Annotated in this window: 11 protein-coding genes; 5 read left to right on the top strand and 6 right to left on the bottom strand. The window is 36.8% G+C overall.

Annotation, left to right across the window (positions count from 1 at the left end; translation table 11 throughout):
* Positions 1–8 precede the first annotated feature (8 nt).
* The 3 genes from EG365_RS17035 to ybaK form a co-directional block, all read right to left on the bottom strand.
* Complete coding sequence (locus EG365_RS17035; protein ID WP_000883665.1) at positions 9–1,442, bottom strand: lysine N(6)-hydroxylase/L-ornithine N(5)-oxygenase family protein; 1,434 nt, start codon at positions 1,440–1,442, stop codon at positions 9–11.
* Positions 1,435–3,219, bottom strand: a complete 1,785-nt coding sequence (locus EG365_RS17030; RefSeq protein WP_001156885.1) for an IucA/IucC family protein — start codon at positions 3,217–3,219, stop codon at positions 1,435–1,437. The genes EG365_RS17035 and EG365_RS17030 overlap by 8 nt, the downstream gene beginning before the upstream one ends.
* 372 nt (positions 3,220–3,591) lie before the next feature.
* Positions 3,592–4,056: a Cys-tRNA(Pro) deacylase gene (gene ybaK, locus EG365_RS17025; protein WP_000186523.1), complete on the bottom strand. Its 465-nt coding sequence runs from the start codon at positions 4,054–4,056 to the stop codon at positions 3,592–3,594.
* Positions 4,057–4,246: 190 nt separating this feature from the next.
* On the opposite strand from ybaK, the gene EG365_RS17020 reads away from it, so the two are divergent.
* The 4 genes from EG365_RS17020 (at position 4,247) to EG365_RS17005 (ending at position 8,899) form a co-directional block, all read left to right on the top strand.
* A complete protein-coding gene (locus tag EG365_RS17020) occupies positions 4,247–4,549 on the top strand; it encodes a hypothetical protein (protein ID WP_000120631.1) in 303 nt (100 codons plus the stop codon).
* 236 nt (positions 4,550–4,785) lie between these two features.
* Positions 4,786–6,159 (top strand): ABC1 kinase family protein, encoded by a 1,374-nt coding sequence (locus EG365_RS17015; RefSeq protein WP_000070798.1) that lies wholly within the window; start codon positions 4,786–4,788, stop codon positions 6,157–6,159.
* Between the two features lie 229 nt (positions 6,160–6,388).
* Positions 6,389–7,672, top strand: coding sequence for an acyl-CoA dehydrogenase family protein (locus EG365_RS17010; protein ID WP_002000226.1), 1,284 nt, complete (start codon positions 6,389–6,391; stop codon positions 7,670–7,672).
* A gap of 21 nt (positions 7,673–7,693) precedes the next feature.
* Positions 7,694–8,899 carry an acyl-CoA dehydrogenase family protein gene (locus EG365_RS17005; RefSeq protein WP_001053235.1) on the top strand — a complete coding sequence of 402 codons (1,206 nt, stop codon included), beginning with the start codon at positions 7,694–7,696 and terminating at the stop codon, positions 8,897–8,899.
* Positions 8,900–9,018: 119 nt separating this feature from the next.
* Here EG365_RS17005 and EG365_RS17000 read toward each other — a convergent pair whose 3' ends face one another.
* Positions 9,019–10,242 (bottom strand): alkane 1-monooxygenase, encoded by a 1,224-nt coding sequence (locus EG365_RS17000; RefSeq protein WP_000993538.1) that lies wholly within the window; start codon positions 10,240–10,242, stop codon positions 9,019–9,021.
* Positions 10,243–10,431: 189 nt separating this feature from the next.
* On the opposite strand from EG365_RS17000, the gene EG365_RS16995 reads away from it, so the two are divergent.
* Complete coding sequence (locus EG365_RS16995; protein WP_000339569.1) at positions 10,432–11,379, top strand: AraC family transcriptional regulator; 948 nt, start codon at positions 10,432–10,434, stop codon at positions 11,377–11,379.
* A 39-nt stretch (positions 11,380–11,418) separates the two neighbouring features.
* On the opposite strand, the gene EG365_RS16990 is transcribed toward EG365_RS16995, so the two are convergent.
* Complete coding sequence (locus tag EG365_RS16990) at positions 11,419–13,284, bottom strand: SurA N-terminal domain-containing protein (RefSeq protein WP_000443441.1); 1,866 nt, start codon at positions 13,282–13,284, stop codon at positions 11,419–11,421.
* A 131-nt stretch (positions 13,285–13,415) separates the two neighbouring features.
* Complete coding sequence (locus EG365_RS16985; protein ID WP_001043034.1) at positions 13,416–13,688, bottom strand: HU family DNA-binding protein; 273 nt, start codon at positions 13,686–13,688, stop codon at positions 13,416–13,418.
* Positions 13,689–13,800: the final 112 nt, after the last annotated feature.

Below are 13,800 nucleotides of genomic sequence, written 5' to 3'. Positions count from 1 at the left end.
TGTTCAGCTTATTCAATATGCTCAGATAATTTACTTCGTGCATACGCTCCCAAAGCAGAATGATGCATTGGCCCTGATTTATTTAAAGGTCTTGAAAACTCGGTTATTTTTGAGGCTGCAATATTGCGAACAGAAACTTCTTCTTGCGCTGGTACATTCACTCCAAATTGTTGGAATGACTGAGAATGATCAAGTTTGAATAACTCTTCACCAACCAATTGATTTGCAATTGTGGCTGCCCTATATGCTCCTAAGCCTAAATCAGGCGTACCTACGCCGTAGTGATAAACTTCCATATTTTGAATAAATATAGATCCCTCACCTTGATAATTGACTTTAAAGTTTGAAGCCACCTGCCAATGGTCGGCCTGATCTCGTATGATCAAAGATTGTAAATTTTGTAGAAACTTAGGGTTTGGATAACGATAACCCGTAGCTGCAATAACACAATCAGCCTCCAGAATATAATTCTTATTTTGCTGACGGTGTTCAAAACACAACTTTGTTTTCTGGTTTTCTAAGAGCTCTGCATATTGCAGTTGATGATGTCCAGCCAACGTAACATCTGTAGGCATTCCACCGATACTACGATGATATAAACGCTCATAAATATCATGTATCGTTTTACTGCTAATACCTTTATATAAATTTGCTTGTTGCGCTGGTAACTCTGCCTTTAAACCTGATGGTAAATGGTAAAAGTAATGCATGTAATCCGGACTAAAATGTTCTAAACCGAATGGTGTATTTTCCATTGGAAAGAAACCAGCAGAACGGGTTAACCAATAAAGATGAAAGTCTGGTGTAGTTCGACCATTCATATACTGACGATCAAATAGATCTAAAAAAATCTCTGCTGCGGACTGTCCAGAACCAATTAAAACTACATTTCCTGATAACTTCTGGGAGCTGTACTGTAAATATTCTGATGAATGCAGACAGGTTCCTGATTTTGAGTAAATCTTTTGTAAGCTTTCTGGTAAATGTGGAGTTGTACCCACTCCCAATACCAATTGTCGAGTACGATAATGTTGGTGGTGCCCATTACACACTACCTCCACATCAAATCCACCTTTAATCGGTTTAATATCCAGCACATGGCTACTAAACTCAATATGGTTAAGTTGTTCTACAACCCATTGACAATAATGATTATATTCCTGACGCGGTATATACAAATTTTCTCTAAAATAGAATTTATATAAACGTTGATGGTGTTTTAAATAATTTAAAAAACTAAAAGGGCTGGTTGGCTCAACCATACTAACCAAATCAGCCATAAAAGGAACTTGTAACATCGCATTGGGCAATTGCATACCAGCATGCCAGTCAAATTTCTCACGCTGATCAAAAAAGCGATATTGCAGCTCGCTTTTATCATGTAACAGACTAGCCAGACTTAAATTAAATGGCCCCAGTCCAATTCCAATAAAATCAAGCATAGCTCACATCCTTCTGTTCAACGTACAGTGGATTTGGTAGCTGCACATACACAGACTGATGTTCTAATGGTGCAATAAGCTCATCTAATTCATGTAAACGTGTAAGTAAATTGCCTTTATACGGTAAAGAATCGTTAAACAATAAACCCTGTAATAATGTGCTATCTGGATATTGCTCTAATAATTGAAGTAAATTTTGTTGCAAATGGATTAACAGTTCATCTTCAGAAATATAGCCAGTTGCTCCAATTGCATTAATCAAACCAAATAAAGTGTTGCCAAAGAAATAATAACTAAAGCGTTCATCCACAAAATCTTTAGGACCAACCGCATGAGCTTTTTCTAGTAAATCTGGTAATGCTTCTACAATTTCAGTTGCAAACTCTTCAATATAATAAAAGCCTTGGTTGTCACGTAACCAGAGATTTTTCGGTAAACCATCTTCTAGCTCAAGCAATACATTTTGTTGATGCGATTCAAAAGCCATACCGTATTTATGATAAACATACATTAACGGAGCCAAGCCAATCTTCAAGAAATGATCAAACCAATCCAAAGCAATTTCTTTAAAATTCGTTTGTTGATTTTTCTGAGCAATTTGGTCAAATAAAGCATTAAAACGATTTAACTCTTTATTTGGATGGTCTTGACATAAAGATGCAATACAAGTGACTTGTTGCTGTACTGCAAATGGTTGATCACGGAAAATACAAATTGTCTCGTTAATAATCTCGCCGTCTATTTGCAGAGCTATCCAGGCTGGATCATTAACTGCTTTCAATGTTGGGCATTGTTTTAATATTTTTTTACCTAAATCACTGTGCCATAAACGATAAGAAATTTCGCCACGATGACACTCTTTTGCCAAATTCACTCGAATTGAATTAGTGATCATGACTGATAGTGAAGTTTTAACCATCCAAGGGGCGTTAAAACTTGCCAAGGTCCGAATTGATGTAGTCGGTGAAAATTGCCATCCACGTAAACCGATATCAATTAACTGTCCTGTTTGTTTTAATTGCTCAAACCAAGGTTTACCTTGTAAATAACGAGCTTGCCAAGGATGTAGTGGCAATAATTTAAATTCAACATGAGTCTTTAACAGGTTTAAATCGCTTTCGGACAAATACCAACGGATTGCGTCTTTAACTTGATCTGAAATTGGCTGCTCAGTTGCACAACCTTCAGCAATATAATTCTGATGAACAAGCCAATAATATAACTGAGTTTTTCCAGCATGTTCAGGTGAAAACTTCAACCAATCTTCATGAACAAAACCATTCCGGCTTTTAGGCGCTGGGTGCATACTATGACCCAAAATTAATGCCTGTTCGCTTTCAATAAAATTCTGTCCAGCCTTTACTAAATCATCGAAATCATTATGGCGTTGTTTTAAGAATTGTAGTAGCGCGTCCCGGCTTTGTATCCATTTCTCTAACAATGAAGCAGCATCTAATTTGAATTGAGATTCAATAACCAACTCTTCAAGTAAAAGACTAACAATGGTTCCTGCACTGAATTTTTGCCATTGACCATCAATACACATTTTCGGTAAAGCAGCGAGACGATGGCGTCCTACACGACTTACATAAGATAAAGGTACAGAGCATTCTGCTTGTATAGAAGGAAGAGGAAGAGTTAACAGCGTCAAACCAGAGCTAAACGCTTGTTGAGTTGAACTTTGTTGGTCAAAAGAAAGTAAATATCCTTTGCCAGTCTCTTGCATATAAGCGTTGACGAAATTTTGTATCGCCAATCGGTTGGCAAGTTCTTGCATCTGACTACATCCTATTCAGAATCTTAAGCTTTTGTTTTAAAAAATTTCTTTTTAACAATTTGTTAAAAACAACTGCTTAATCATATTTAGTTTATGATTTTTCTACTCAGCCAATGTAAGGCTAAGAATAATATTAATGATAATTATTATCATTTCATTATTCAACATACTGAATAATTTTTATTTTTTTAATAACTTTTTGAAATTAAATATGTTTATTCTAAGAGTGACTACTTAATGTAAATTTCTTCACTAAATTTAACAATAGTATTAAATGATAATATTCTCATTTACAATAGGTTTTCATTATAAAACCCGACTTGAGCCAACCCACTCCTGCTTAAATTAATAAGTAGTCCTCTTTTCATAAATTTAATCAAGTACGTCTACAAATTGCGCCGTTAATATTTGTGCTAAATCTTTAGGATTTACACCAATATCTAACCCTCTCTTACCACCACTTACATAAATTTTGCTGAGCTCTTGCGCAGAGGCATCAATTACTGTCTTCAAACGTTTCTTTTGGCCTAAAGGACTAATTCCGCCCACTAAGTACCCTGTTAACCGTTCGGCATCTTTAGGATTTGCCATCTGTAGTTTTTTACACCCTACTGCCGTAGCTACTTTTTTTAAATTGAGTTGATGGTTAACTGGTATAACCGCAACAAAATAATTTTTCTCATAGGTAACCAGAAGTGTTTTAAACACCTCATTTACATTAAGGTTTAATTTTTCCGCAGCTTCTAAGCCAAAACTTTTAGCATTTGCGTCATGTTCATACTCATGGATAGAAAATTCGATTTTGTTACTTTTTAACAGTCTACATGCAGGAGTCATAGGAGTTTAAATTTTAATGAAATGATATTGATTATATTTATTTTAAGAAAAGTTTAAAATTTGCTTAGGCTATTTACATCATTTACATGAAAAATCAAACCTACACCGAACAAAAAACAATCTAAACTTGATATTGAGTAGATGACTCCAATATATTTAGTTGAGATTTAAAGTCTGAACTGGCGAATTTATGAGTTACAAACACAATAATCTGATGGCAATGCGTCACCGTTTTTGGGATGAGTCTTCAGATCATGTATTAAATGAAAAGCAATTTTTACAGCAGACCTTAATCGAACAAGGCATTTTTAATAATGCGACTTTTGATGATGTTAAGTACTTTTTCTATACACTGCCTAGCATCGTTATTGTAAAGGCTCATGCGCTTGGTTTTATGCATGATTCCGTCAAGCAAATGGTTATTCAACATATTCAAGCTAATCGTATGCATTTAATGCAAAAGGCTGAATTGAAAATTCAGTTTAAAATGTAATTTTACGGTTAGCATCTGATACGACGTTTTATAGTGGTTTATTTTTCTGAGTGGTGGATATTTTAATTTTCTCTCTAACGCTTAGGCTATTTTTAGAAAATTAAAATCTAAAATGAGACTTTCAACTCACCATTCAGTCTGAGGGAACTATTTTAATACGTTCAAAACATGTAATATTCGTTACAATTTTAGATCACCAGCGTTTGGCTGCATGATGCGCATAGGATTCTATTTTCATGTCAAATCAGAACGATAAGCTTAAGAGTTTAAAAACTTCTTCCATGGATCGACGCTTATCAATCGCGAAAGCTTCTTTACTGGCAGGAACACGTTGGGCTACTGCAAGTGCCTCTTCCCTCTTTTCTAGTGAAGAAGAAAAAGAGAAGAAGCGTAAAAAGGCAATGAGCGAGCAAGCTAATTATCTTGTTTCTGAAATTGGCAAACTAAAAGGTTCTATTGTCAAGATTGGCCAAATGATGGCGCTTTATGGTGAACATTTTTTACCTGAAGAAATTACTCAAGCTTTAAATACCTTAAATAACCAAACTGTTGCTTTAGACTGGCCAGCAATTAAACCTCATTTACAAGAACAATTAGGTTCTAAGTTAAATGATCTAACAATTGACCATGAGCCTATCGGTACGGCTTCTCTGGCACAAGTTCATCGCGCAACACGTAAGTCAGACGGTTTAGAGTTAGTTTTAAAAATTCAATACCCTGGTGTTGCGAATGCAATTGACTCCGATATGAGCCTGTTTAAAAACATGCTTAAGCTTACACGTATGGTCCCTCAAACTCGTGAGTTTGATCAGTGGTTCGATGAAGTACGTGAAATGATGCATCGTGAAGTCAATTATCACGTAGAGGCAGCCACAACACGTCGCTTTGCTGAGCGTTTAAAAGATGATGAGCGCTATATCGTCCCTACAATTGTAGATGAATACTGTACCGATCAAGTCTTATGTATGACCTTTGAACGTGGCGTGCCAATTAATAGTCCAGTCATGCTTTCCCTTCCTCAAGAACGTCGCAATCAACTCGGTGAAGCTTCACTAGAGATTGCAGTTCGTGAGATTTTTGAATGGGGTGAAATGCAAACTGACCCTAACTTTGGTAACTACCTTGTTCGTTTAGGTAATGGCCAAGACATTCAGGATAAAATTGTACTATTAGACTTTGGTGCGATCCGTCAGTTCGATGAACATTTACTCTCAGTTGCACGCAATCTTATACAAGCGGGTTATCAGCATGATAAACATGCGATGGTTCAAGCAATGACTGGATATGAGTTTTTCGATGCAATGCCTGAAAGTATTAAACCCGGCATGGCCGATGTCTTTTTACTTGCGACAGAAGCATTCAGTACCCCTGCAAATAATCCAGATATGCCAGCTGGGCTGATGGATGAACATGAACGTTATGACTGGAAAAAGAGCCAGTTACATAGTCGTGTTATGCAGCAAGCAAGCAAATCAATGGCGTCTCGATATTTCTCGGTTCCTCCAAAAGAATTTATGTTTATTAGCCGTAAGTTTATTGGCGCATATACATTTATGACTGTTATTGATGCCAAAACAAATGTACGACGTATGATTCGTAACTTTGCTTAATATTATTAAGACTAGAATGACTCCGTGTCATTCTAGTCAATCCAATCAAAATAGTTCTTTTTAAAAATTTATTTTATTTTTTGAAATCAGAAACATAAACCAAAACCTATTTTGCTTTTACCATTTATCTACTCATTTTTTGAATGTCAGCAACGACATAGTTTTTTCTTATACAGCGTGTCAGCATAAAACAATAACAATGTGTTAGGACACCATAATCATGACAAATATGATCAATAAAGCCCAAGGGTTGGGTTTATCGCTGATCACAAAACTAGCTGGAAGCGATGTACTTGATCAACTCAAACTACGTAAATTTCTTGAAAGGTCTCTTTACCAAGGTTCAAAAGCTGGTTTTAGAGCATTAAGTCAGACTCAGAAAGCATTTAAACCTAAGCAAATTCCCCAACAACGCCTGCGTCAACAGAAGAAAAACCTATTTGATTTAAGCCTAACTGAAGAACAACAAATGACTTCAGAGGCAATGTCTCAATTTGCTCAAGAAGTTTTATTGGGATTAGCTCATGATGCTGATCAGACAGCTCAATTTCCAGAAAGCCTTTGGCAATATGTAGAAGATTTAGGATTAAACTATTACGCTCTTCCAGAAGCACTAGGTGGTGTCGCCGCTGAACAAAATATTGTAAGTAACTTATTGATTGCTGAAAAACTAGCTGAAGGTGATTTTAGTCTTACAGCAGGGCTCTTAAGTACGTTTAGTGTTATTAATACCATTACACGTTGGGGTTCTACTGAAGTTCAGTCAATGTATTTACCTTGCTTTGCAGAAGACTCCGACATTACCGCCACTTTCGCTGTACAAGAAGCTACTCCAGCATTTAACCCTTATGTTTTAAAAACAAAAGCTTCTCTTGAAAATGATCAATATTTTATAGAGGGTGAAAAAACATTAGTCATTTTAGGAGATTTGGCTGATGTGTTCTTGGTGAGTGCGGACTTTAATGGCAAGCCGGATGTATTTGTAGTACAAGCTGGCGATACCATTTCTATTAAAAGTACCCCTGCTATGGGCCTCAAAGCAACAGAGACAGCTACTTTAAAATTCAGCCATACACCCGCTCTACGACTAGGTGCAACAGATTTTGATTACACCGCCTTTTTAGATTTAGGCAACTTAATGTGGTGTGCAATGGCAGTAGGAACCTGTGAAGCTGTAAAAGCATATTGTATTAAATATGCCAATGAGCGAACGGCTTTCGGAGAACCAATTTCACATCGTCAAAGTGTCGCATTCATGATTGCAGATATGGCAATTGAAATTGATGCTATGCGCATGCTAATTCTAAATGCTGCAAGTCTTGCCGAAGCAGGTAAACCATTCCATCGTGAAGCATATTTAGCTCGCATTCTTTGCGCAGAAAAATCCATGAAAATAGGAACAGATGGCGTACAAATTTTAGGTGGTCATGGGTTTACAAAAGAACACCCTGTTGAACGTTGGTATCGTGATTTACGTGCAACCGCAATTTTACATTCTGGCCTACATGCTTAAGATCAATCAGAGGATATTTTCATGAATTTACAAAATCCCAAAAAATTCAAAATGATGATTGATCAGGCACATGATGTTGCGATCAATGTTTTACGCCCTATTTCCCGTAAATACGATAAAGCAGAACATGCTTATCCGAAAGAGCTGGATATGCTTGCTTCACTCATTGATGGCATGAATGAAGGTGGTGAAGGAATTAATGCAGGGGCTGCCGGCGCAGGAAAACGTGGTGAAACTGATAATGAAGGAATCCGTAATGGAACCAACATGTCAACAGCGTTAGGCATCATTGAAATGTGTTATGGCGATACTGGGCTATTACTCAGCATGCCACGTCAAGGTTTAGGAAACTCTGCAATTGCCGCGGTCGCAAATGATGAGCAACTAGAACGTTTTAAAGGTACTTGGGCAGCTATGGCCATTACCGAGCCGGGTTGTGGTTCTGATTCTGCTGCGATCCGTACTACGGCAACTAAAGATGGCAATGACTATATTTTAAATGGTGAAAAGATTTTCGTAACTTCTGGTGAACGTGCGGACTCGGTAGTTGTATGGGCTACACTTGACCGAAAACTTGGACGTGCAGCAATCAAGTCATTCGTAGTGCCTAAGGGTACACCCGGAATGAAGGTTGAACGACTTGAACATAAGTTAGGTATCAAAGCTTCTGATACAGCCGTTATTAGTTTTACTGACTGTCGTGTTCCGGCTGAAAACTTGCTCGGTAACCCTGAAATTGATGTTGCAAAAGGTTTTGCCGGTGTAATGGAAACCTTTGATAATACACGTCCATTAGTCGCAGCAATGGCAATTGGCTGTGCCAAGGCTTCTTTAGAGCGTATTAAAGAAATTTTTAAAGACCAGTTAGACCCTAATTACTCGACTCCATATTTGCAAACTTCCAACCTTGCTGCACAAATTTACCGAATGGAAGCCGAATGGGAAGCTGCACGGTTACTTATGCTGAAAGCCACCTGGATGGCAGACAACAAAAAACCAAACTCAAAAGAAGCTTCCATCGCTAAAGCAAAAGCAGGTCGTGTAGGCAATGAAATCACTTTGAAGTGTGTCGAGTTAGCAGCAAGTGTTGGCTATAACGAAGATGAACTACTTGAGAAGTGGGCACGTGATTCAAAAATTCTTGATATTTTTGAAGGTACTCAACAAATCCAGCAACTTATTATTGCTCGACGTGAGCTTGGAAAATCTTCAAGTGAACTAAAATAGAAATATTGCAAGGGAGTTTTTTAACTTCCTTGCTTTTTAGCACTATGATTTATCGGCAAAAATAAAACCCTCTAATCACATGATTAGAGGGTTCGGTATTTCAGGAATATATTTTTTAATTATTCAGCCTGTGTAGCTTCTAAGGACTTATCGACTACACCAAATTTTTTGAAGATTTTTGCACGACGTTTTGGTGAAATATTTGCTTTGTTTAAATCCCCTTTGTAGTGATCAAATACACGCTTATCCATCATTTTAAACCACCATGAAGGAATCATTGCTGGTAGTAGCATACTTGCATAGCCGCTTGGCAACTCTGGTGCTTCATCAAAATGACGTAACGCTTGGAATGGACGAGTTGGATAAGCATGATGATCTGAGTGACGCTGTAACTGATATAAGAATAAGTTGGTCACTACATTGTTATTATTCCAGCTATGCTCTGGCATTGTACGTTCATATTGACCATTTTCTTTTTTCTGACGCAATAAGCCATAATGTTCAATATAGTTAATAATTTCGAATAGACTAATCCCGTAAAATGCTTGTGTTGCTAAATAAGGAATCGTACCTTTACCAAAAATTCCTACCATAGAAGCATGGAAAGCAGCACTCATACCCCAGCCTTGCAGCAATTCATTATCGAGTGACCAAAACTCTTTACCTTTACGTTTTAAACGATTTTTCTCAATTTCAATTGCTGATTTAAAAGAACCGATAACAGTACGTGGCCAAAATTCATAGAATGTTTCACCCATACGTGAAGATGCCGGATCTTCAGGAGTAGCTGCACGCTTATGATGGCCATATGGATGCTCAATACGGAAATGGTTGTAACCTGTAGGCACTAAAGCAAGATGAGATAAAATATGGTCTATACGATCATGTTTATGACTTAATTCATGGGCTGTATTAATCGCAATACCATTAATGGCACCCATGGAAATACCAAGCAAAATTTTGTCAATAAATGAAGTATCTTTAAGGCTTGTTAAATAACATGCATAAATATTTGCCGCATACTGTAATGGAATAAAACTTTTTACCAAACGCGAATAATATGGATCTTTCTCAAGAAGTTTAATTTCTTCATCGGTTGGATTACGCGCATCTTTACCAATAATTGTATCAATTGCAGGAATCACAACGTGTAATAAAAGTGGGCCACCTAAAGCAAATACTTTCTTTAATGGGCGTGGACCAAAATGGTATCCAGCTAAAATACCTAAACCAATTACAGGTAGAGCCGGACTAATCATCCATAAATAGCGCTTACGATCTATCTCACGCATAGACGCTGGCACTGGCATAAGTTCTTGCTGAACATTTACTGGTGCATTCATAGTCATATTTCCTTTTTCTATATATCTATATAGTTAAAGAAATACTATTTTCTTAACAGTTGTAACCGTCCAAAAAACCTATTTCAAAGTCTTTGGCATTTTCTTCCACTTTTTTGTCCTAAAAACACATGTTGATCTATTCTTATAGCTCACTATAATTTTATTAAAATAATGATTGATCACGTAAACATGGATGCACTAAGTAAATTTTTTGATGATATCCACTTAAATAAGTCTGAATATATTTATATAAAAGCACAAGGTGAATGGGCTTTTAAAACACAAGATCAATCTGCTTTACTGGCTTATATCGTTTTAACGGGTTCTGTATATATCCAATTAAATGTGTCAGAGAAAATAACAGCAAGAGCTGGAGATATTATTTTAATTCCTTCTGGAAAAGCGCATCATGCTACAGACTCAAAAGCTACTGCGAGTAAACTTGTAGATCCAGTCGATATTACCCCATTATTTAATGGACATCGCCACGATCCAATTGAGTTAGGCTCATCAACATCTGAAAATACCCTATTACTCTGCTTGCGCTGTCAAGTCGATACTTATATGGCAGGGCCACTTATTAATGCATTACCCTCTATTATGCATATTCAACATGAGAACCAAGCCACTCCTCCTGAATGGTTGCAAATAGGTCTCTACTTTTTAGCGGTCGAAACACAAAAAATCCAACCAGGTCATGACAAAATTATTGATCACTTAGTCAGTATTCTTTTAATTGAATGTATTCGTGATCATATTCAACAAATGTCAGATCAACAAAATTGGTTAGGTGCCCTCACACATCCTGAATTAAGTAATGCTTTATCCGCAATTCATAGTCAACCTGAAATAAGCTGGACTGTTGAATCATTAGCTGAACAATGCTGCATGTCACGATCTAAGTTTGCCAATCTTTTTAATAGTATTATTGGTGAACCACCTCTTACTTATTTACAGCATTATCGCTTCCGCTTAGCTAGCCAATATCTACGCACAAGTAATTTATCAATACAACAAATTTCAAATAAAGTGGGCTATTCTTCCGAAACCGCATTTAGTCAGGCATTTAAAAGAGTATTTGATTTATCACCTAAACAATATAGACAAAATTATATTGGTACTAATCTCGATGAATAATAAAAAAAGCGCCGAAGCGCTTTTTTTATTACATAGATTTTATTTGATTTTAGCGTGTGACTTTAAGTATTCGCTGTAATCTTCAAGTATCTGTTGACCACGAGATTGGCGGTAAAGCTGTTTTAATTGTTGCAACTGATCAGCAGGCATAGCGTTAACAGCAGCTGAATTTACATTAGAAACAGCCACAACCACTAACTCATTTGGTAAGTTCGCGATAGTTACAGACCACATACCTGGTTTTGGCGCAGGAACACTAAATGCTGCACGCTCAATTGCACGTTTTAAACCTTGTGAACGAGTAAATACACCCGCTGATTCAAAAGCAACTTTATTTTTCGCGACAACTTGTTCAGCTGGCTGAGTTTTGAATTCTGTCAGCATTGTAGCGATTTTCGCTTGAGCTGCTTTACGTGCTTTCTCATCAATTACTTTAGCTTTTACTTCATTCATTGCTTGGGCAAGTGGTTTAACACCAGCCGCATGATAGTCACGTACTTTAACCCAAACAGTATCTCCGTTCGCTAATTGAATATTAGATGAAGCATTACGATCGCCATTTTTCACATCATCATTAAACAATTTAATTTTTACGTTAGGATCACTTAAATATGGATTTTGAGTAGCTAAAGTTACACCATTTAATGATTCGATTTTTGTACCTTTAACCTGCTGTACAACAGCATCTAAAGAATCATTACCAACAATCGTTTCGTTCAAACTATTTACGGTATCTGAATAAACAGAAGCAACTTTATTCTTTTCAACTTCTGCAATTAAACGTGGTTTCTCAGCTTCAAATGAAGGAATTTGGTTCGCCTGAGTCTCCGCTTCAATAATATGATAGCCATATTGTGTTTTTACTGGCTGAGAAATTTGACCATTTTTCAAGCTTAGAACAGTTTTATCAAATGCATCAGAAAAAACACCAGGTGCATATGCTTCAACTAATCCACCTTTCGTTTTAGAAGTTGGATCTTCAGAGAACTGAGCTGCTGCTTGAGCAAATGAAAGTCCACCCTGAATTTTTGCATATACATCTTTAGCAAGTTTTTGAGCTGCGGCATCATCACGAGCGTCTGTCGTAATAAGGATATGTTTCACTATGCGTTTAGCATCTTTTTGCTGAGTTTCTACAAACTTTGCATAAGCTTGTTTAAGCTCGGCATCTGTTGCTGGAGCTGGCTTAGCCATTAAAGACGGAGATAAAACGACATAATCTACATCAACAGAAGCAGGCTGTTTAAACTCATTCTGATGTTTGTTGTAGTAATCAGTAGCCTCTTGGTCCGATGCAGTTAAACCAGCTTTATAAGGGTCTAACTTAATACTAGCCAAATGCAATGTACGCTGTTCAGTTTGCAAATTCGCAATTTGCATTAAATCAACTTTACTCACTAAAGAATAATCTGCAAAAGTTGAAGTCAACATTTTTAAAGCGTGATCTTGACGTAAGCTAGCAATTAAACCTTCACTTGTCATGCCAATCGAACGCAAATAATTTTCATATAATTTTTGTGAAAACTGGCCATTTTCTTGCAAACTTGGCTGCTGAGCTAACATTTGCTCGATTTGAGCATTGCTTAAAGAAATACCTAATTTTTCAGCTTGTTGAATGAGCAAATTACGGGATACCAATATATCAAGAGCTTTGGCTTGAATTACCGGTAAATTAAGTAAACTTTCATCACCCTTTACAGCAGCTAAATATTGTTCTTTATACCTTTGCGTTAAAGTTTCAAGGTCTTTTTTTGATATGTCCTGTCCATTTACAGTTTTTGCGACATCTGCCTTGTTTCCCCTATTAAAATATCCTTCAATACCTACAAGCGCTAAAGGGGTCAAAAACAAAACTAAAAGGACTTTGCCGAGCCAACCCTTAATGACTGTACGAAACGATTCCATAAGTATTCCAATATTTTATTTCGAGGAGAATTTTAACTGAAAAACCACAATGAATGAATGAGCAATATTGGTCAATTCAGATTTTTAATAAAAAACGCGCCTATATTGGCGCGTTTAATCATCTTAAAAGATTAAGCAACTGAATCTTTAAGACCTTTACCAGCTTTAAAGCTAGGTACTTTTGTTGCTTTAATTTGAAGCTCTTCACCAGTTTTAGGGTTACGACCAGTACGTGCAGCACGTTCTTTAACACTGAAAGTACCAAAACCAACTAAAGTTACTGTGTCACCTTTTTTAAGTGCTTCAGTAATTGACGCAATTGTCGCATCGAGTGCCTTGCCTGCATCAGTCTTAGATACTCCCCCTTTTTCAGCAATTGCATCGATTAATTCTGATTTATTCATGAATAAAACATCCTCTTAATATCGTTTGTTTAAGGTCCAAGGCTATAGTTTAAAAGGCCATGACGCCTTTATAGCAATGCTTTGGGGGAAAACGCAATACTAGAGCAGAGCT

It is taken from the genome of Acinetobacter sp. FDAARGOS_494, from assembly GCF_003812225.1.
Classification (GTDB): Bacteria; Pseudomonadota; Gammaproteobacteria; order Pseudomonadales; family Moraxellaceae; genus Acinetobacter; species Acinetobacter baumannii.
This window is presented reverse-complemented; position numbering and strand designations above follow the sequence as displayed.